19 protein-coding genes and 1 riboswitch are annotated in these 17,552 nt (G+C 51.1%); of the genes, 11 read left to right on the plus strand and 8 right to left on the minus strand.

Translation table 11 applies throughout. The features are described 5' to 3' along the window. Positions 1 to 81: 81 nt before the first annotated feature. Positions 82 to 1,209: a M20 family metallopeptidase gene (locus ACX4JR_RS01105; RefSeq protein ID WP_476059219.1), complete on the plus strand. Its 1,128-nt coding sequence runs from the start codon at positions 82 to 84 to the stop codon at positions 1,207 to 1,209. A gap of 55 nt (positions 1,210 to 1,264) precedes the next feature. Here the strand turns inward: ACX4JR_RS01105 and ACX4JR_RS01110 are convergent, their stop codons facing one another. Next, complete coding sequence (locus ACX4JR_RS01110; protein ID WP_476059220.1) at positions 1,265 to 1,819, minus strand: N-acetyltransferase family protein; 555 nt, start codon at positions 1,817 to 1,819, stop codon at positions 1,265 to 1,267. A 228-nt stretch (positions 1,820 to 2,047) separates the two neighbouring features. Here ACX4JR_RS01110 and ACX4JR_RS01115 point away from each other — a divergent pair, with 228 nt between their 5' ends. Continuing rightward, entirely contained in the window at positions 2,048 to 2,659 is a 612-nt protein-coding gene (locus tag ACX4JR_RS01115; protein ID WP_476059221.1) for a response regulator, read from the plus strand. Positions 2,660 to 2,689: 30 nt separating this feature from the next. On the opposite strand, the gene ACX4JR_RS01120 is transcribed toward ACX4JR_RS01115, so the two are convergent. Next, complete coding sequence (locus ACX4JR_RS01120) at positions 2,690 to 2,968, minus strand: PstS family phosphate ABC transporter substrate-binding protein (protein ID WP_476059222.1); 279 nt, start codon at positions 2,966 to 2,968, stop codon at positions 2,690 to 2,692. Positions 2,969 to 3,157: 189 nt separating this feature from the next. Between ACX4JR_RS01120 and ACX4JR_RS01125 the strand changes: the two genes are divergently transcribed. Then, positions 3,158 to 3,376, plus strand: coding sequence for a hypothetical protein (locus ACX4JR_RS01125; RefSeq protein WP_476059223.1), 219 nt, complete (start codon positions 3,158 to 3,160; stop codon positions 3,374 to 3,376). Positions 3,377 to 3,516: 140 nt separating this feature from the next. Here ACX4JR_RS01125 and phoU read toward each other — a convergent pair whose 3' ends face one another. Both phoU and ACX4JR_RS01135 read right to left on the minus strand, forming a co-directional pair. Continuing rightward, positions 3,517 to 4,032, minus strand: coding sequence for a phosphate signaling complex protein PhoU (gene phoU / locus ACX4JR_RS01130; RefSeq protein ID WP_476059224.1), 516 nt, complete (start codon positions 4,030 to 4,032; stop codon positions 3,517 to 3,519). Then, the gene (locus tag ACX4JR_RS01135) at positions 4,022 to 4,174 is read right to left on the minus strand and encodes a hypothetical protein (protein WP_476059225.1); all 153 of its coding nucleotides are present in this window, start codon (positions 4,172 to 4,174) and stop codon (positions 4,022 to 4,024) included. Before ACX4JR_RS01135 ends, phoU begins: the two co-directional genes overlap by 11 nt. A 341-nt stretch (positions 4,175 to 4,515) precedes the next feature. Between ACX4JR_RS01135 and ACX4JR_RS01140 the strand changes: the two genes are divergently transcribed. Continuing rightward, positions 4,516 to 5,565 carry a hypothetical protein gene (locus ACX4JR_RS01140; RefSeq protein WP_476059226.1) on the plus strand — a complete coding sequence of 350 codons (1,050 nt, stop codon included), beginning with the start codon at positions 4,516 to 4,518 and terminating at the stop codon, positions 5,563 to 5,565. Between the two features lie 671 nt (positions 5,566 to 6,236). Here ACX4JR_RS01140 and ACX4JR_RS01145 read toward each other — a convergent pair. From ACX4JR_RS01145 to ACX4JR_RS01160, 4 genes are all read right to left on the minus strand, one after another. Next, on the minus strand, positions 6,237 to 6,401 hold the full coding sequence (locus ACX4JR_RS01145) for a hypothetical protein (protein WP_476059227.1): 165 nt from the start codon (positions 6,399 to 6,401) through the stop codon (positions 6,237 to 6,239). A gap of 137 nt (positions 6,402 to 6,538) precedes the next feature. Continuing rightward, entirely contained in the window at positions 6,539 to 6,967 is a 429-nt protein-coding gene (locus ACX4JR_RS01150; RefSeq protein ID WP_476059228.1) for a hypothetical protein, read from the minus strand. A gap of 21 nt (positions 6,968 to 6,988) precedes the next feature. Then, a complete protein-coding gene (locus tag ACX4JR_RS01155; protein WP_476060446.1) occupies positions 6,989 to 7,423 on the minus strand; it encodes an Hsp20/alpha crystallin family protein in 435 nt (144 codons plus the stop codon). Between the two features lie 21 nt (positions 7,424 to 7,444). Next, positions 7,445 to 7,654 carry a hypothetical protein gene (locus tag ACX4JR_RS01160; protein ID WP_476059229.1) on the minus strand — a complete coding sequence of 70 codons (210 nt, stop codon included), beginning with the start codon at positions 7,652 to 7,654 and terminating at the stop codon, positions 7,445 to 7,447. 180 nt (positions 7,655 to 7,834) lie between these two features. Continuing rightward, positions 7,835 to 7,919: riboswitch (cyclic di-GMP riboswitch) on the plus strand. A gap of 156 nt (positions 7,920 to 8,075) precedes the next feature. Here ACX4JR_RS01160 and ACX4JR_RS01165 point away from each other — a divergent pair. From ACX4JR_RS01165 to ACX4JR_RS01195, 7 genes are all read left to right on the plus strand, one after another. Beyond that, a complete protein-coding gene (locus ACX4JR_RS01165; RefSeq protein ID WP_476059230.1) occupies positions 8,076 to 9,992 on the plus strand; it encodes a methyl-accepting chemotaxis protein in 1,917 nt (638 codons plus the stop codon). Positions 9,993 to 9,996: 4 nt separating this feature from the next. Next, entirely contained in the window at positions 9,997 to 10,416 is a 420-nt protein-coding gene (locus ACX4JR_RS01170; RefSeq protein ID WP_476059231.1) for a chemotaxis protein CheW, read from the plus strand. Positions 10,417 to 10,626: 210 nt separating this feature from the next. Further along, complete coding sequence (locus tag ACX4JR_RS01175; protein ID WP_476059232.1) at positions 10,627 to 11,829, plus strand: glycosyltransferase family 4 protein; 1,203 nt, start codon at positions 10,627 to 10,629, stop codon at positions 11,827 to 11,829. Between the two features lie 17 nt (positions 11,830 to 11,846). Further along, complete coding sequence (locus ACX4JR_RS01180; protein WP_476059233.1) at positions 11,847 to 14,015, plus strand: amylo-alpha-1,6-glucosidase; 2,169 nt, start codon at positions 11,847 to 11,849, stop codon at positions 14,013 to 14,015. A gap of 13 nt (positions 14,016 to 14,028) precedes the next feature. Continuing rightward, positions 14,029 to 15,555 (plus strand): alpha,alpha-trehalose-phosphate synthase (UDP-forming), encoded by a 1,527-nt coding sequence (locus ACX4JR_RS01185; RefSeq protein WP_476059234.1) that lies wholly within the window; start codon positions 14,029 to 14,031, stop codon positions 15,553 to 15,555. 5 nt (positions 15,556 to 15,560) lie between these two features. Beyond that, positions 15,561 to 16,349 (plus strand): trehalose-phosphatase, encoded by a 789-nt coding sequence (gene otsB, locus ACX4JR_RS01190; protein ID WP_476059235.1) that lies wholly within the window; start codon positions 15,561 to 15,563, stop codon positions 16,347 to 16,349. Next, the gene (locus ACX4JR_RS01195; protein ID WP_476059236.1) at positions 16,343 to 17,545 is read left to right on the plus strand and encodes a glycosyltransferase; all 1,203 of its coding nucleotides are present in this window, start codon (positions 16,343 to 16,345) and stop codon (positions 17,543 to 17,545) included. Before otsB ends, ACX4JR_RS01195 begins: the two co-directional genes overlap by 7 nt. Positions 17,546 to 17,552 lie beyond the last annotated feature (7 nt).

Consider the following 17,552-nt stretch of genomic DNA (forward strand, 5'->3'; position numbering starts at 1 on the left):
GGATTTTCCGCGGACCTGTACGGGGCGAAATATGCCGTGTAAAATACAGAATCAGAGGAATGGAAAAAGGGGGGTGGGCGGATGTCTTTTGAGAGGGACAGGTTGGCCTTTGTTGCAGGAAAGGAACTGCAGCGGCTGCTGGAAATTAGCAGTGTCAGTGGCGACGAAAGGGAAGTGCTTGCCTACCTGGAAAAAAGGTGCCGGGCCATGGGCTTGCATACCAGGCACCAGCCGGTGGCGGGGGCGGGTCATAATTTACTGGTCAATCCCTTGCCCGAGCCCGGTTTGATAATCACGGCCCATACAGATACCGTTCCGGAAGTAATAAACGGTATTGGGTGCCGCTGTGAGATCGTGGGGGAGCGGTATTACGGCCGGGGAGCAGCGGATGCGAAGGGGGGCATTGCCGCCCTGCTGGCGGCAATGCATAAGCTTTTCAAGAAAGGAGATTTGGGCACGAAGGATATTCCGCCCGTAACTTTTGCCTTTACCGTAGATGAGGAGCAGGAAGGCCGCGGCTCGGAGGAATTGGCCCGGCTGGGCGGGAGTGCCGCGGTGGTAATAGAGCCTACGGATTTAAAGGTATGTATCGCCCAGTCCGGTTCGGTGACAGTACACCTGCGGGTTTACGGCCGGTCAGCCCACGGCGGGGAGTATGAGTGCGGGGAAAACGCCGTCTTCAGGGCAATTGAACTTCTGGACCGGCTTAAAAGGTTACCCGCTTTAAATCGCCAGCACCCCCTTATCGGGGAAGGGGGATATAACCTGCAAATGATAAAGGGCGGCAGTACGGAAATGGCGGTACCCGGGCAGTGCGAGCTGATCCTTGATTTTCGGGTTTTGCCCGGCCAGGAGCCGGAGGAGGTGCAAAACGCTGTTGACAACCTGTTAAATGAATACGGGGGGGTGGAGAGTAAGTGGGTGGATGTCTCCGGTTCCTATGAGATCGGTAAGGATGAGCCTGTAGTATCTTTAATGAGAGCATGTTTCAGGGAAGCACTGGGTGAAGAGCCCTGCCTGGGAGGTATACGCAGCTGGACTGACGGGGAAAACCTGTTTTGTTCCGGTAAGAGGCCGGTGGTTTTCGGGCCCGGGAATTTATCGGTAAGCCATACTGAGGAAGAGTATATTGAATTACCGGAGGTGGTCAAGGCGGCAGAGGTATTTGCCTGCCTGATTACCGGGGCCCGCTGGCTGAAAGAGAATTAAAAAATGCCACCTGCGCTGAGGTGGCATTTTTAAAATCAGCTGAGGCGCTGTTTTTTTACACAACTCCGGCTAAAAACCTCCAATTCCCCTTATAGTTTCTTTGGCCCTGCCGCTCCATCTTGGTCCACATTTTATTACTGTACACTTTTTTGAAGCCGTATTTTGTGTACAGGGCCAGGGCAGGCTTGTTGTGGTTACCCACCCAGAGGCCTATTTTTTGTAGGCCGCGGCTTTCCAAATAATCAATACCTGCCTTAAACAAAGTGGAGCCGATCTTTAGTCCCTGGTATTTATAATCGATGGCAAATTCATGTACTTCACCTGCGGGCTCTCCATTACATATCGTCCAGCAGGTGTCCACCACAATAAACCCCAGCAGTTCCCCCTCGCTATCGGCGACCAGCACGTCTGGAAAGCTTTCTTCCCAAAGGGATTTCAGGTAGTTGACAATATCGTTTTCCAACGTAAAGGCATATTCCGGGTAATCCCGGTAGGCGCTTTTGTAAATACCGGCCAGTTTTTTCACCTGTTTTTGCGGCTGACTTAGCTTATAAATTTTAAATTTGCATCGTCGGTCGCATTCGCCGGTATCTTTTGCACTGGCGAGCATAAAAATTAAAACCTCCTAAAAGTTGTTAATTAAAGCGGGGGATGTTTTCCTCCCCTGTATCTTTATAATAACCCATGGCAGGCATTTTGACAAACCGGCGAATGAACCGGGATTTAAGTTCGTGAAAATGGCCGGGTTTTTATCCGCCGGCACAGGCCGGAGAAATACAGAAATTTAATTTAAGCGGTCGAAAATTAATAGTAAGAGACCTTTTTCGGAGGTTAAAATATGGCTCAAAAGATACTGGTGGTTGACGATGAAAAGTCCATAGTCCGGCTGGTGACATTTAACCTGGAAAAAGAGGGGTTTACCACCTTAAAGGCCTATGACGGCGAAGAAGCGCTGAATATTATCCGGGATGAGAAGCCTGACCTGGTGGTGCTTGACATCATGCTGCCCCGGGTGGACGGCTTTGATATTTGCCGCCGCCTGCGCCAGGAAGGCATAACGGTGCCCGTTATCATGCTTACTGCCAGGGACCAGGAGATAGATACGGTGTTGGGCCTGGAACTGGGGGCCGATGATTATATTACCAAGCCCTTCAGCCCGCGGGAACTGGTGGCCCGGGTGAAGGCGGCGGAAAAGGGAGAAGATGTTGTGGTATGGGTGCGCGATACGGGAATCGGCATACCCCCGGAAGACATAGACCGGGTTTTTGAAAGGTTTTACCGGGTGGATAAAACCAGGAGCCGCGAACAGGGCGGTACGGGCCTGGGGCTGAGCATCGCCAAACACCTGGTGGATCTCCACGGCGGCACGGTGGGCGTGAAAAGCAAGCCCGGCCAGGGCTCCCAATTTTTCTTCACTTTGCCGAAAAAAGCGAGAGGCCGGCGGGGATAATTCCCTACCGGCCTCTCGCTGCTTAATCTATTATTTAACGGGGAGGTAGCCTAATTCTTCCACAATGGCCTGCCCTTCGTCGCTGAAGCCGAAATCCAGGAACGCCCTGGCCAGGCCCCCGGGCTCACCGATGGTATACATGTTCAAATCGCGAACGATGGGATATTTGCCTGATTTTGCCGCTTCCACGCTGGGCTTTACCGGCTTTCCCCCCTCCTTGCTTACAGATACGGCCTTCACTTTCTCATCCAGGAAAGCGAGCCCCACATAGCCGATGGCATTTTCCTCCTGAGCCACCGAGCTGGCCATGGCGGCGTTGGAGGCAGTCCTAGTTTAAAAGTTTGTTGAGGGGGTTTAGGTTATACAAAAAATTGAGTTTGGTAACAATTTGAAGAAATCATGAATATTGTATAAATACAGCTGTAGAATGAGCGGGAATAGTTTAATTTTCTGTTGCAGGGTGGTTAAGCCGGCTTTTGTGCGAGGTGTACTATAAATATGCATTTATATAAATACCCGTATCATAAACTTGATTCAAAAGATAATAATCCGGCTGATAATAATCAAAATAGAGAAATTGACCCGGAAATAATTCAATTATTCATACGAATTTTTTTTGCCGCTGCAAGGGAAATTTTGAATTATTTTGAAAATAAAACCATTAAAAATTTAGGCCGCAAGGAGGCCTTGACCTTTCATGGGAAAAGAAAAGTTTGACCTGATAAATCGAAAAATTAAAGGGAATGAGGATAAAGGGAAGTCATCTATAGATGCCAATCCTTTTACATTGTTTTTGATTCTTATCCTGCTAATTCTGAGTTTTGACAACCAGGCAGGAGCCGGGAAGAAGAAGTGCCTTACTCGTTCAATTCGAGCATTTCTCCGGTAATCATATATATTATCCACTCGCTGAGATTGGTGGCGTGATCCCCTATGCGCTCCAGGTGCCGGGCAGCCAGCAGCAAATATGTGGACTGCCGTATGTTTTTAGGGTCATCCGTCATTAGTGCCAGCAGTTCCCTGAATATGTTATTGTAAAGATGGTCGATTTCGTGGTCCTTTTCGGCAGCCTTTAATGCCGGTTCCCGGTCTTTGTTAACATAGGCCGTCAAGTTTTCATTGATCATTTGTCGCGCTATTTCCGCCATGCGGGGCAGATCGATCAGCGGCTTTATATGGGGTTCATCGCTCAGGGTTAATACGATTTTGGCTATATTGCAGGCGTAATCGCCCATTCTTTCCAGGTCGGTATCAATTTTAAGGGCCGTGCTGATAAATCTGAGGTCCCCGGCCATGGGCTGCTGCAGGGCAAGAAGCTGCAGGCATTGCTTTTCAATTTCCAGTTCCAGCTTATCAATTTTTTCATCGTCCATTACCACTTTTTCCGCCAGGTTCCGTATCATGTTTTTTCAGTGCCGTCATGGCCAAGTCTATGGCTCTTTCCACCAGGTTGCCCATCCGCAGAATGTTGTTCCGCAGCTGGTTCAGTTGTTCTTGGAAGGATTCCCTGACCATTATAAAAAAACGCTCACCCCTACTTTAGTAAATTTCTTTTGAGACATCATAAACTTATTGTAAAGATTGTAAAGAAGGTTTTTATTTTATGTAAAAGGCGTCCTTTAGCGCGCCAATAAACGAAAAAAATTCCCTCCTCGATTTGTTCTTGTTTTTATCCGGGCCCGAAGGTCCGGTTTTTCTTTGCCGTTACATGGACGGTATTCAATATATTACAAAACCCGGCATGTAACACCGGATGACGTTTTTGAATAATATGCAAAATAGAGCCAAAAGATGGAAGAGGGGTGGTTTTCAACCAAACATAAGCTTACAAAATAAGAATGAACCGGAGGAATAACATGGAACTTAAAATCGTGAGGGTAAATAACAGTGCCGCCATGGAGGCGTTTCTGGAAGTACCCTCCCTGGTTTACGGGGAAGGGGCCGTCCCACCCGCGGCAAGCAGCGCTGCCACCAGGGTGCGCTTTATGCCCCTGGCAAACCCGGTGCTGCAGCACGTGCGCTTTGCCAATTTTGTTGCCCTGGACGGGGACCGGCCGGTGGGGCGGGTAACCGCGTCCATAGACAGCTTGAATCCCAGACCGGAGGAAGGATTTTGGGGCTGCTTTGAGTGCATTGACAGCCCACCGGCGGCTAAAGCGCTCCTCGGGGCGGCGGCGGAATGGCTCAGGGAAAACGGCAAGCAGGTTATGATTGGCCCGGCCACGCTGAATACCAACGAGCAGGTGGGGTTATTAATAAAAGGCTTTGACCGCGAACTCCAGAGGGAAATACCTTATAATCCCCCTTACTACCAGAATTTAATAGAAGAAGCGGGGCTTACCAAAATTCACGATTTGGAATGTTTTAACTGGGAACTCCCCGAATCCCTCCCCGAAAGGCTGGAGCGGGCTAAAAAGCCGCCGGGTGTTGTTATCCGTTCCGTGAATTACAGGGCACTTTTCAGGGAAGCAAAACTGTTGCAAGAAATATTTAATAAAGCCTTCTCCAAGATGTGGGGTTTTATTCCAATGACTTTCAATGATGTCCGGGGATTTTTAAAGAACGCGTCTTCTTACGTCCCACCCGATTTATTCATTATTATGGAGGTAGAAGGGAAGCCGGCCGGCATGCTTTTTTCCATTCCTTACAAAAAACCACGCAAGGATGGCAGCGGGGGGAAAATAAGGCTGGCTATCGGGGGGGTAGTGCCTCAATTTCAACACAGGGGTCTTCACTGGCTTGTGTTGAAGGAGTTTTATAAACGGTGCAAAAAATTGGGCTTTACCGGAGGGGAGGCGTCCCAGGTGGCTGAAAGCAACAGTGCTGTAAAAAGAAGAATTATCAAGCCGGTGTTCGGGGGGGAAATTATCAAGCTTTACCGGGTTTACAAGCAGGACCTTAACTAAATTAATTCCCAAAATTTTGTTTAAATTTTTCAAGACAAGTAACATTTTGTAATACGGGTGCATATTTTTAGTACTGTCAAAAGACAAAAACAAGGAAAGGAGGAATATAAATGGCATTTGGCGGAGCATTTCCGAATTTTGACGGAGCGTTCATTCTCTTCTTGATCCTGATTCTACTGGTGTTCGGCATGTTTCCCTTCTTCTATCCTGTTGCCAGCAAGTAGCCTGCTAATTAAACAATTAAAATATTAAGGAGGTTATTTAATATGCCGTACCCTTATTTTGACGGTGCCTTCATTCTCTTCCTGGTCTTGATTTTACTGGTATTCGGTATGCTTCCCTTCTGCTTTCCCGTTGTTGATAAATAGCTCCAATTAGACAGTTAAAAAGTTAAGGAGGTTTTTTATATGGGTTATGGCGGGGCATTCCCCAACTTTGACGGGGCGTTCATTCTTTTCTTGATCTTGATTCTGCTGGTATTCGGTATGCTTCCCTTCTGCTTCCCTGTTGCCAGTAAATAACACTAAAATTATAAATTAGCCAGCATTTCCATGGGATAAGGATAGAAACCCATTCCTTATAAGGTTTTGGGTTTCTATTTTTTTTACTCCCGATATGATATAAAAAGTGAGACGCCCCGTAAAAGGGGCGTTCCGCGGAATGAGACATAATTATTCTTTTTCCGCTTCTTGCTGCTCAACCCCTAAGATGGGGAAAAAGAACCAGGGGAAAAGAAACAGCCAGGGGAGAATAAAAAGCCAGGGGAAGAAGGGGAATCCCATGGTTTTGGCAGGCTTGCTGCCGGGTCTTCCTACAGGTCCGGAACCGTAACCCATAGATAAAATACCTCCTTAAATATTAAGTTTTTATTACTGGTTTTACAATATTCGGCTGTGAAGGAAAAGGTTACATTAAGCAATAAAAAATTTTTTGAAAAATTAAAATATCCGGGAACAAAATATCCCGGATATTTTTAGCAATCACCGTTCACATTACGGGATTTTTCTCTGTTTTCTTTATAACTTATATTACATTTGAGTTCTTTCCCCGGCTTGGGCCGCTTCTCAACTCCGGACCCGGGGGGCGGCGAATCGTTTCCCTGTTTCTTTACGCCCTGCGGCGGGATTCTCCCGCCGTAATTGGCCCCGATATTCAGCATCCCGCTCAATTCTTTTATTCCCATGGCGCCGATATTGTTGTTTAATTCTACTTTATCAACCTCAATTTTTTCCACGTAGAGCTGTTCTATTACCAGGGGGCATTCAGGCTTTTTTCGTTCCAAATCCCGTACTTTTTCTTCCAGCCTGCGCAACCTTTTCTCGATATTTCTGCGATCACCGCAAACTTTTTGTGCTAAATGCCCCAGTAAGCTTTTAAGTTTTTTGATCGTGCCACAGGACATAATTATCCCTACATTTATTTTTTATTCTATTTTTATGTTCTGCGCGGCAGCGCGTGGATCGCGGCGTAAGCGCACTTCAAGCAGCCCGTTGTTGAATTTTGCCGAAACCCCTTCCCCGCTTACAATTTCCGGCAGCTGAATTGTCCGCTCAAAGGGCCCGTAAAACCTCTCGGCAGTTATACTGGTATGGTTTGGATAGGGGGGCCGGACAACTCCCTTTATTCGCAGGCGGTCTCCTAAAACAGTAAGTTTTATGTCATCTTTATTTAATCCCGGTATTTCTATTAAGACAATAATTTCTGTTTGGTTTTTAAAAACATCGGCTCGCGGGAAATTTGATTCTGTCGCGAGCATTTTCCAAAAACCGGACAAAAATTCATTGTTAAATATCTCCGACCAGAAATCTTTACCGTACATTTTTTGGGCAAATTCCTGCCAGCGCAGTAATTTATCCATATCCAATTAACTCACTCTCCATCAGCGGGAGGGGCTCGCAAACATTGACCGGGCCTTTTGGAAACTGTCATACATGGCGTCAATGCCTTCCCGCATGGCGGCCAGAGTGCGATAGGTTTGCTCTGAAAAATCTTTTAAAAATCGCAGCTTTGCACCGGCCTGGCTGTCAGTACTGAGTGTGAGCAGAATGAGAATTAAAAATAATGTGAAGGGGTTGATATTATTGGGCAATTACCCACCCTCCTTCCACCGCAATGAATTTTCTACTTATTGTATGCGGCGGCAGGAAAAAGGTGAAAGGCGTTCTACTTAGTTGATTTATGATTATATTTATCGAAGTTTTGTACAAAGAACTTTATAATTTTTATAATATTATGGTATTATTACTAATATAGTTTTTTTTACTAAAACTTAAAAACCGGGCAAACCGGCCGAAAGGCCGGGGCGCAAAGTCATGGGCCTAAGGCTTTCACGCTATGGCTGCCAGGCTGCTTAAATATTGTGTTTAAGCATAAGGGCCATAGTGTATCTATGGCCCTTATGCTTATGTATCGGGGAAGGAGGGGGTATTTTAAAGGACTGGTCGCGTAGAATTTCATGCAGGGGGAGAGGAGTTTAATTTTCACACTGTTCAAAAAAAGGGGTAGATATCATGTTTAACAGCATTAAGACAAAATTGTCACTGATTTTAATATTGGTTACCGCACTGATTTTAATATCCTTATCCTGGCTGAACTATAACCGGGCGGCCTCCATTTTAAAGGCTGAAATTACTGAAGCCGCCTCCAACGGGGTCCGGCATAATGCCGAAGTGGTCACTAACTGGTTGAAAGGTATTGAAAACGAAGTGGTCACCCTGGCCAATACACCGGCCATAAAGAGCATGGACTGGGAAAGACAATACCCGGTTTTAGAAAAAATTGCCCGGCGCCACTCTGATTATGAAATGTTTGTGGTGTCGGACAGCACCGGCAGTGCCCATACCACTACCGGTGGGGATACAATCTATGACATATCTGACCGGGAATATTTTCAGGAAGTGATGCAAACCGGCAAGATCGTTGTTTCCGACCCTATTATAAGCAAGTCCTCGAAACAAATGGTAGTGGCCATAGCCGCTCCCATTTATCAAGATAACGATAGTTTGTCACCGGTGGGTTTGTTGGCAGTCACGGTTACCCTGGAGTATTTACAGGATCTGGTCAGGGGAATGAACATAGGGGGCCACGGTTATGGTACTATAATTAACAGTGATATGACCATAATTGCCCACCCGGATAAACAGTGGGTGAATAATAAAAAGATATGGGAACAGAGTGATTCCCTGTACGAGCTGGGAAAGAAGGCGGCGGCAGGTGAAGAGGGGTACGGCCGGTATATTTTCCAGGGGGTAAGTAAAGAAGCGGCCTATGCTCCCATAAAAATCGCCAACTGGTCCATATTCCAAACGGCCAATACCGCCGACGTTATGGCGCCCCTGGCCCAAATTAAAAGGATATCAGTACTGTTTACCCTGGGTGCCGTCATAATAATGTTGCTCATTTCTGTTATCATTGCCACTTACATTGCCAGGCCCATAGTTTCTCTCAGCAAAATAGCCGGGGCTGTGGCCCAGGGTGATTTAACTCAGAAGGTCGATACGGGACGCGGCAGGAAGGATGAAATCGGGAACCTGGCCGCAGCATTCCAGGAAATGGTAGAAAACCTGAAATCCATGATTACCAGCGTCAAGAAGAGCTCTGAGAAGCTGGCCTCCCACGGCCAGGAACTGGCTTCCACCAGTGAAGAGGTGAGCGCCACCGTGGAAGAGGTGGCCAGTACCACCAGCGAGGTTGCGGCCACCTCCGGTCAGGGAGCGGAAAATGCGGAAACCGCGGCAGGGGAGTCCGAGCAGGTTCGCCAGGTGGCGGAAGAGGGCAACCGGGCCGTGCAGGAAACGGTGGAAAAAATCAATTCTATCGCCCGCTCGGCACAGACCGTTGCCGCTGCCGTCAAAAACCTGGGAGAACAGTCCACCCAGATCGGGCAGATCATCAGTACCATCACTGACATAGCGGACCAGACGAACCTCCTGGCTTTAAATGCCGCCATCGAGGCGGCCCGGGCCGGGGAACACGGCCGGGGATTCGCCGTTGTGGCCGAGGAAGTTCGCAAGCTGGCGGAGCAATCGGCCGGGGCGGCGAATGAGATTACAGGTTTGATAGAAAAGATACAGGTAGGTGTGGGAGAGGCCGTTACGGCCATTGACCACAGCGTGGCGGAAGTGAACGAAGGGGTGCAGGTGGCCAATAACGCCGGAGCCGCCCTGGAGGAAATTATTAAGGCGGTGGAGAAGAATACGACGATGATAAGAGACGTGGCCGCCGGCGCCAAACAGGTCAGCGAGGGTGTGCAGCAGCTGTCCGCCTCCAGCGAACAGATTACCTCTGCCGTCCAGCAGGTATCCGGCGCGGCTCAGGAATTGGCCAACATTGCCGAAGAGCTGCAAAATACGGTGGAGAAGTTCAAGGTGGACGAGACCGGGCCGGCAGATTCCGAACCTTCAGGGGATGATAAAGAGGAGGCTTAAAAAAATGGCGGAACAAGAGCAGATTGTGGTGTTCGGATTGAATAAACAGAAATATGCCCTGCCGATTCAGCATGTATCGGAAATTATTCGCATGATGGATATCACACCGGTTCCCAATACTGACTATTACTGCAAGGGCATTATCAATCTCAGGGGGTCGATTGTTCCGGTAGTAAGTTTAAATTTGCGCCTGGGGATGGAAGAGGGCGAAATTAATAATGATTCCCGGATTGTGGTGGTGGAAAAAAACGATATTAAATTAGGGCTTATAGTTGACAGCGTCTATTCAGTGGCCCGGTATTCGGAAGATAAAGTGGAAGCACCGGAATCTTTGAATTCTGAAGGTCAGTTTATTAAGGGGGTTGTTCACCACGGAGAAGATATTATACTGCTGTTAGATTTGGATAAAATAATTATAAATTGATGATAACCGGGCAGAGCCCGGTAAATTTTTTCTCCCGCGCGGGTCTGTATTGTTGACATTTTTTCCAATTTATTGTACTATAAATTGGAAAAAATTATATAATTAATCAAAGCTTTAATTAAAAACATTTATTTTATTTCTTGATCATATTATTATGCTGGGCAATAGTTTTTCCACTGTTTGCGCAATTGCAATTGCAGGGAAAGATTATTGGTCAGCATTTTTTATTACCGGGGTGATCAAGTGAGAATAGCCATGTTACACTGGGCCTTCCCGCCGGTTATCGGCGGGGTGGAGTCCCACCTGGCCATACTGGGCCCCGGCCTGGCGCGCCGGGGATGGGAAGTGTATATGCTGGTGGGGAGTGCGGAAGGGGTTCCCGAAAGAGAAGAATACCGGGGAGTATATATAGAAAGAAGTCCCTTGATGGACTTGAACCGGCTGCCCGAAGATATTTCCGCCCTGGAAGGAGATATCCGGCGCCTGCTGGTGAGGTTTGTAAAGGACGTAAAGCCCCATATCATTCACGCGCACAACTTCCATTATTTCAGCCCGGTACACGCCGGGATTCTCGGCGAAATAAAAAAAGAGACGGGCATTCCCCTGGTGCTCACGGCGCACAATGCCTGGAACGACGTCCTGTGGAATGAGTGCTGCCGCCTGGCCGGACAGTGGGACGGCGTCATTGCCGTGAGCGGCTATATAGCCTCGGAATTAATTCGCCACGGGTATCCCCGGGACCGTATCCGGGTGGTGCATCACGGTATCGGGCCCGAGTGGCTGGATACCGGGGCTGCGGAGAAAGAATATCCCGGGCTGGCAGGGCGCCGGGTTATTTTTCACCCGGCCAGGATGTGCTACGACAAGGGTTCCCATGTGGCCGTTAAAGCTCTGGAATTGATTGCCAGGGAATATCCCGATGTGGTACTGGTAATGGCCGGGACGAAAAACATGGTGGACCGGGAGCACCGGCGGGAAGAATACGTGTCGGAGATTATGGAGCAAATTAAGTCTGCGGGCCTGGAGGATTTTGTTTACGTGCGCCACTTTCCCTGGAAAGAAATGCCTTTTATGTACCGCCGGGCGGAGTTTTGCATATATCCTTCCTGTTTTCAGGAACCCTTCGGACTGGCCCTGCTGGAAGCCCAGGCCTGTCACAAACCCCTGGTGGTAAGCCGGGCAGGCGGGATGCCGGAAATAATCCGGGACGGAATAAACGGCTTTTTGGTGCCCATGCATGACCACCGCCGGCTGGCCGACCGGTGCTGCCGGCTGCTGGCGGACCGCGGGCTGACCCGGGAAATGGGCGCCAGAGGACACCGCCTGGTGAAGGAAAAGTTTACCGCCGAATCCATGGTGGCGCGCACCGAAGAAGTTTATACAATGGTTGAATGGTTGCACCAGACCAATTAACCGAAAGGAATGGTAGCTTGTCGGAAGAGTGGTATATTTCCCCCGATGACATTAAAAACATCACTGAAGTTTTAAAGGAAGGACAAAGCTTTCTTACTTCCCTGCCGGGCGGGGAAATTCCCCGCCATGACACCGGCGAGCTGGGGCTGTACTACCGGGATACCCGGTTTTTGAGCTGTCATGAAATATACCTGGAGGGTACCAGCCCCGTCCTGCTTTCGGGTAACACCAGGGACAGCCACTTTGCCCAGATAGAGCTCAGTAACCGGGAAATTTCCGCAGGGGGGAAAATTTTACCCCTGCACACGGTGCACCTGCGCATTTTGCGTGTGCTCAAGGGCTCCCTGTTTCAGCGATTCCGGCTTATTAATTTTAATAACTTTCCCGTAGACGTGACGGTAACCCTGGTGCTGGGGGCCGATTTCCGGGACATATTTGAAGTGCGGGGCCTCAGCCGCCCCCGTCGGGGAGAAATATTGGAGCCCGAGGTCCTGGAAAACGGTGTGGCCTTCGGCTACAGGGGGCTGGACGGCCGGGTACGGAAAACCAGGGTATTTTTTTCCCGCAAGCCGGACGGAGTAAGAATAGAAAGTGGACTGGCCCGGCTGGATTTTCGCTTCCACCTGCCTGTACGGCAAAAGTTATACCTTTTTATGCAGGTGGCCACCGATGTGGTGAGCGGCCGGTCGAAGCTGCCCGTATTGGAGATGAACAGGCTCCCCGCGACCTTTTACCAGGTGGCGGAGGGGCTGGCCGGGGATTACAGCCGGTGGAAGCAGGAATGCACGTTTTTTATGACAGATAATGAGCAATTCAATGAAATGTTGAATGCCGGGGTTACCGACATGCGGGCGCTGATTACTGATTATCCCGGCTGGGGCAAGATCGTGGAGGCGGGCATACCGTGGTATGCGGCCCCCTTCGGCCGGGATGCCCTGATTACCTCCTGGCAAACCCTGATTTTGAATCCCACCATAGCCCGGCAAGCGCTGCGTTTTCTGGCCCGCCTGCAGGGCCGGGAAGAGTGCGCCTGGAGGGAGGAAAAGCCGGGCAAAATAATGCACGAGATGCGTTTCGGGGAGATGGCCCAGGTGGGGGAAGTGCCCCATACCCCGTACTTCGGTTCGGTTGATTCTACTTTATGGTTCATAATCCTCCTTTTCGAATATGTTCGCTGGATGAACGACCACCGGTTTTTGCGGGAAATGACCGGACCCTTAAGGGACGCTTTAATGTGGTGTCATAAATACGGTGACCTGGACGGGGACGGGTTTATTGAATACATGCGGGAGTCGGAGCGGGGACTGGTTAACCAGGGCTGGAAGGATTCCTGGGACGGGGTGGTGGACCGCAGCGGCCGTATACCCGAGGGGCCCATTGCCCTGGTGGAGGTGCAGGCTTATTATTACCTCGCGCTGGTGCGGGCGGCGGTTTTATACCGCCTGCTGGACAAGGAGCAGGAGGCCCGGGAACTGGAAGACAGGGCTTCCAGGCTGCGAAAAAAATTTTTGGAAAAGTTCTGGCTGGAAGATGAAAAGTATACTATTTTTGCCCTGGACGGGCAAAAGCGGCCCGTGAAAACCACCGTATCCAACGGGGGGCACTGCCTCATGTGCGGCATATTACCCAGGGACCGGGCCCTGAAGGTGATCTCCCGGTTATTTGATGCGGATATGTATTCCGGCTGGGGTATTCGCACCATGAGCAGCCGCGAGGCCATGTACAATCCCATGAGTTACCACAACGGCTCAGTCTGGCCCCACGACAATGCCATTATTGCCAGAGGCCTGCGGAAGTATCATGCCTTCAAGCAGTTGAGAAAGCTGGCGGATAACTTGTTTGATGCCGCCCGGTATTTTCCCTACCACCGCCTGCCGGAGTTATTTTGCGGGTTCACCCGCCGGGGGGCCGCCGGGCCGGTACAGTTTCCCACTGCCTGCGACCCCCAGGCCTGGGCGGTGGGCAGCATCTTTTTATTGTTGCAGTCTTTACTGGGTATAGAGTGCCGGTGGCGTGATGTATATATCCAGCGTCCGGTACTGCCCGGCTGGGTAAACCAGGTGACGGTGTACAACATGCGGGTGGCCAACGGCAGGGTGGATATGGAGTTTTCCCGCAAAGGGGGTAAGACCTACTGCAGTATTTTAAGGCGGGAGGGCAATGTTCGGGTAATCGTTGAGCCCTGAGGAGGTGGGCCTTATGCAAGAGTCGCTCATCAGGCAGATCAGGAATATCGGTATTCATACCCTGGTGGTGGTATCCAACCGGGCCCCTTACGTGTTCCGGCAGGGCCCCCGCGGTACGGAGATTACCAGGGCCGTCAGCGGCCTTGTTTCAGCTTTAGAGCCCATTATGCTGGAATTGGGCGGCGTTTGGGTAGGCTGGTGCGGCCGGGTGGCGGAGAGTTCCGCCGTGGGCAAGCCCATGGGCGTGCCGGGCGACAACCCGGCCTATGTGGTACAGGAAGTTTTTTTGAGCAGCAAGGATTACCGCTGCTATTACCACGGCTTTTCCAATGATTGCCTGTGGCCTTTATGCCACTGTTTCCTGGAAAAATGCCGTTTTTCCCGTGATAATTGGGAAAGTTATAGGAGGGTTAATGAACGTTTTGCCGAAGCGACAGCCGGCGTTGCCGAAGAGGGCGGCCTGGTTTGGGTGCATGACTACCACCTGGCCCTGGTGCCCAAATATTTGAGGGAGGCCGGCTGGTCAGGGAAGCTGGCCTTTTTCTGGCACATTCCCTTTCCTCCCCTGGAAATTTTTAGTACCCTGCCCTGGGGGGCGGATATTCTGCAGGGCCTTTTGGGCAGCGACGTGCTGGCTTTTCACCTGCCCGGTTATGTAGAAAATTTTCTGCGGGCGGTGGAAAGGTTACTGGACCTGCCTGTTGATTACGAGCGGGGCATCGTGGAGCAAAAAGACCGGATTGTGCAGTTAAAGGCGCTGCCCATAGGAATAAACTACCGGGAGTTTCTGGAACTGGCCCGGGATGCCAGGGTACAGGAAAGGGCCCGTGAAATACGCGGGTCGGTGCAGGCCCAATTTATATTTTTAAGCGTGGAGAGGCTGGATTATACAAAGGGGATCCCGGAAAAGTTAGAGGCAGTGGAAAAGTTTTTTGAAAGGTTTCCCGGGTACCGGGACAAGGTGGCCTTTTTACAAGTGGCCGTGCCCAGCCGCACTGAAGTAAATACTTACGCCAATTTAAGGCGCCGGGTGGAAGAGGCGGTAGGGCGTATTAACGGTCGTTTTGGCGAGAATTGGAAAGTTCCCGTGCGCTACAGCTTCAAGGCCCTGGACCGGCGGGAACTGGCAGCCCATTACCTGGCTGCCGATGCGGCTCTGGTTACCCCCTTAAGGGACGGCCTTAATTTAGTGGCCAAGGAATTTGTGGCCAGCCGCATAAACGGGGACGGCGTGCTGGTAATAAGTCCCTTTGCCGGGGCGGCGGAGCAGATGGCGGGCGCCCTTTTGGCCAACCCTTATGACTCCGAGGATATGGCGCTTAAAATTAAGGCGGCGGTGGAAATGTCCCCTGCTGAACAGCAAAGAAGGATGAGGGCCATGCAGAAGGGCATCCGGCAATATGACGTGCAGTGGTGGCTTAAGGGAGTAACGGCGGGCCTGGCCCAACAATTCCGGCATCTTCGCGGTATTGATGCCCGCAGGCGGGGGGCGCTGGCGGCAGGTAATTTTACCCTGTCAAAGAACCTGCGGGGAGTATAGCCGGCATGCCGTGTCCGGTGACCCCTGAACAACTGGTATCCCGCCTGGATGAAAGGCCGCTGTTGCTGGTTACCGATTATGACGGCACCCTGGTTCCCATAGCCCCTACTCCCGGGGAGGCCGTTCCTGCTCCGGAAGTGGTGGAACTTTTGCGGGCGCTGGCCGGCCTGGAGCGGGTGCGGGCGGCCGTGGTCAGCGGCAGGCCGGCGGAGCAGCTGGAGGAGTGGCTGCCGGCGGAGCTGCTTTACCTGGCCGGGGCCCACGGTGCCGTAATAAGGGAGCCGGGGGGAAACAAAGTGGAGCTGGCAGGCGGCGGGGCGGCAGAGAAGGAACTGGCGGAAGTGGTACGGCAGGGGCGGGAATTAATCAGGGAGAAAAAGGGGTTTATATTGGAAGACAAGGGTATATCGGTGGCCCTGCATTACAGGCTGGCCTGCCTTGAAGAAGCACGAAAAGTGGTGTCCCGGTTTCGCGCCCTGGCAGCGGAGAACCTGCCCGGTGTATATGAATTATTAGAGGGTAAAAAAGTGGTGGAAGTACGCCCCCGGGGCCTGCACAAGGGCCGGGCGCTGGAGTGGCTTTTATCCCGCTTTCCGGGTTATGCTGCTTTATATCTGGGTGATGATGTGACCGATGAAGATGCTTTTCGGGCCGTGCAGGGACGGGGTACGGGGGTGCTGGTGGCCCGGCGGGACCGGCCCAGCGGGGCGCTGTACCGCCTTGGGGGGCCGGAGGAGGTAATAAAATTGTTAAAATTAATATATAAACGATTTACGGAGGAGACGGGATGTTAAGGTTAAAGGATTACGAAGAAATAATCGGCACAGATAAGATAGAAGTTATCCGGAACAAGGCCGGCAGGCTGCGGGGGAAGGTGGTACAGCACATTAATTCCACTGCCCAGGGCGGGGGTGTGGCTGAAATATTGAAGCGGCTGGTACCTCTCATGGAAGATGTGGGGCTGCGGGTGTATTGGGACGTAATTGGGGGTACTCCCGAGTTTTTCCGGGTAACCAAAATGTTTCACAATGCCCTGCACGGGCAGGAGGTTGAGGTTACTCCCGAAATGCTGGAGGAGTACCGCCGCGTTTCCCGCATGAATCTTACTATAATCAGGGAAGACGCCGATTTTGTGATTATCCACGACCAGCAGCCCCTGGGGTTGACGGAAGTACGTCCCGGGCACAAGGGCCGCTGGATCTGGTACTGCCACATTGACCCTGTGGATGCCGACCCCGGAGTATGGAATTTCCTGCGGCCAATGATAGCCTGGTGTGATGCAGCTGTCTATCATTTACCTGAATACGTTAAGACCAGAGATAAGCGGCACTATGTTATGCCCCCGGCCATTGATCCCCTGGGGGATAAAAACAGGGACCTTTCTGAAAAAGAAGTCCGTGCAATTTTGGACCGCCTGGGCGTACCCGGGGACCTGCCCCTGCTGTTGCAGGTTTCCCGCTTTGACTGGCTGAAGGATCCCATAGGAGTAATTGCCGCTTTCCACCTGGTGCGGCAGGAAATACCCTGCCGTCTGGTACTGGCCGGCGGCGGTGCCAGTGATGACCCGGAGGGGGCTCAGGTGCTGGAGGCGGTGCGAAGGGAAGCGGCGGAGGACCCGGATATATTCATTCTGGAATTACCTCCCGGCAGTGACCTGGAAATAAACGCCCTGCAGCGGGCGGCGGCGGTGATTATCCAAAAATCGGTAAGGGAAGGTTTTGGGCTGACCGTTACCGAAGGCCTGTGGAAAGGCAGGCCGCTGGTGGCCAACCCGGTGGGAGGCATTAAGATCCAGGTATTGCATGAAAAAACAGGGCTGCATGCCGGTGCCATTGAGGAAGTGGCCTCGGCCTCCGTTCGCCTGTTGAAGGACCGGGAACTGGCCCGGCGCCTGGGGTCCGCGGGGAGGGAACACGTGCTTAACGAATTTATTTTACCGGTTTACCTGGAACGTTGGCTGGATATGTTAATAAAAGAAACTGAGAGCTGATTTATCC

It is taken from the genome of Desulfofundulus sp. JL263-se, from assembly GCF_056316025.1.

Excerpts from the sequence above, each read along its gene's own strand:
- ACX4JR_RS01195 (WP_476059236.1), top strand. The coding sequence starts at position 16,343 with ATGTTAAGGTTAAAGGATTACGAAGAAATAATCGGCACAGATAAGATA.
- ACX4JR_RS01155 (WP_476060446.1), bottom strand. The coding sequence starts at position 7,423 with ATGGATAAATTACTGCGCTGGCAGGAATTTGCCCAAAAAATGTACGGT.
- ACX4JR_RS01120 (WP_476059222.1), bottom strand. The coding sequence starts at position 2,968 with ATGGCCAGCTCGGTGGCTCAGGAGGAAAATGCCATCGGCTATGTGGGG.
- ACX4JR_RS01165 (WP_476059230.1), top strand. The coding sequence starts at position 8,076 with ATGTTTAACAGCATTAAGACAAAATTGTCACTGATTTTAATATTGGTT.
- ACX4JR_RS01115 (WP_476059221.1), top strand. The coding sequence starts at position 2,048 with ATGGCTCAAAAGATACTGGTGGTTGACGATGAAAAGTCCATAGTCCGG.
- ACX4JR_RS01145 (WP_476059227.1), bottom strand. The coding sequence starts at position 6,401 with ATGGGTTACGGTTCCGGACCTGTAGGAAGACCCGGCAGCAAGCCTGCC.
- ACX4JR_RS01105 (WP_476059219.1), top strand. The coding sequence starts at position 82 with ATGTCTTTTGAGAGGGACAGGTTGGCCTTTGTTGCAGGAAAGGAACTG.
- ACX4JR_RS01125 (WP_476059223.1), top strand. The coding sequence starts at position 3,158 with ATGCATTTATATAAATACCCGTATCATAAACTTGATTCAAAAGATAAT.
- ACX4JR_RS01140 (WP_476059226.1), top strand. The coding sequence starts at position 4,516 with ATGGAACTTAAAATCGTGAGGGTAAATAACAGTGCCGCCATGGAGGCG.
- ACX4JR_RS01150 (WP_476059228.1), bottom strand. The coding sequence starts at position 6,967 with ATGTCCTGTGGCACGATCAAAAAACTTAAAAGCTTACTGGGGCATTTA.
- phoU (WP_476059224.1), bottom strand. The coding sequence starts at position 4,032 with ATGGACGATGAAAAAATTGATAAGCTGGAACTGGAAATTGAAAAGCAA.
- ACX4JR_RS01185 (WP_476059234.1), top strand. The coding sequence starts at position 14,029 with ATGCAAGAGTCGCTCATCAGGCAGATCAGGAATATCGGTATTCATACC.
- ACX4JR_RS01135 (WP_476059225.1), bottom strand. The coding sequence starts at position 4,174 with ATGGTCAGGGAATCCTTCCAAGAACAACTGAACCAGCTGCGGAACAAC.
- ACX4JR_RS01110 (WP_476059220.1), bottom strand. The coding sequence starts at position 1,819 with ATGCTCGCCAGTGCAAAAGATACCGGCGAATGCGACCGACGATGCAAA.
- otsB (WP_476059235.1), top strand. The coding sequence starts at position 15,561 with ATGCCGTGTCCGGTGACCCCTGAACAACTGGTATCCCGCCTGGATGAA.
- ACX4JR_RS01170 (WP_476059231.1), top strand. The coding sequence starts at position 9,997 with ATGGCGGAACAAGAGCAGATTGTGGTGTTCGGATTGAATAAACAGAAA.